Origin of the sequence: Streptomyces sparsogenes, assembly GCF_001704635.1 — a bacterium.
Classification (GTDB): Bacteria; Actinomycetota; Actinomycetes; order Streptomycetales; family Streptomycetaceae; genus Streptomyces; species Streptomyces sparsogenes.
The window spans coordinates 1-650 of record NZ_MAXF01000242.1 but is presented as its reverse complement, the minus strand read 5'-3'; the positions used below and the strand labels follow the sequence as shown (position 1 = coordinate 650).

Below are 650 nucleotides of genomic sequence, written 5' to 3'. Positions count from 1 at the left end.
GGGACGCCCTGCTGGAGCTGGCGGCGCCGATCACGCCGCGCGCGGCCCAGGTGCCGATGTACTCCACGGTCACCGCGGAGCTTCTGGCGGACGGCACGGCCGACGCCGGCTACTGGTACCGCAACCTGCGGCAACCGGTGCGATTCCAGGACACGGTACGGGAGCTGATCGCCACCGGCCACACAAGGTTCGTCGAGGTGAGTCCGCACCCCGTGCTGACGTCCCCGGTCGAGGAGACCGGGGAGGAGGCGGGCGTGGACGTCTTCGCGGGCGGTACCCTGCGCCGGGACCAGGGCGACGGCAGGCGCTTCCTCACCTCCCTGGCCGCCCTGTGGGCGCACGGCGGCGCTCCCGACTGGCAGGCGGTGTTCGCCGGCACCGGCGCCCGCCGGGCCGAGCTGCCCACCTACGCCTTCCAGCGCCGCCGCTACTGGCTGGACGGGACGGCCACCGCCCCCGAGGCCGCGCCGGTGAACGACGAGGCGGCCGTACCGGCCGACGCTCACAGCGACGGCGCGGAGGGGACCCACGAGGGGACGCGGGACGTCGCCCACGCCGTAGGGAGCCAGACCGCCGCTGTGCTGGGGTACGGCACGCCGGACGAGATCGACGTACGGCGGTCGTTCAAGGACCTCGGCTTCGGTCATGCT

The 650-nt window shown here is 74.3% G+C and carries 1 protein-coding gene; it reads left to right on the top strand.

All coding sequences use genetic code 11. The features are described 5' to 3' along the window. Nucleotides 1-650 (top strand): acyltransferase domain-containing protein (locus BBH68_RS38620; protein ID WP_141713173.1); only part of this gene is annotated, 650 nt, incomplete at both ends.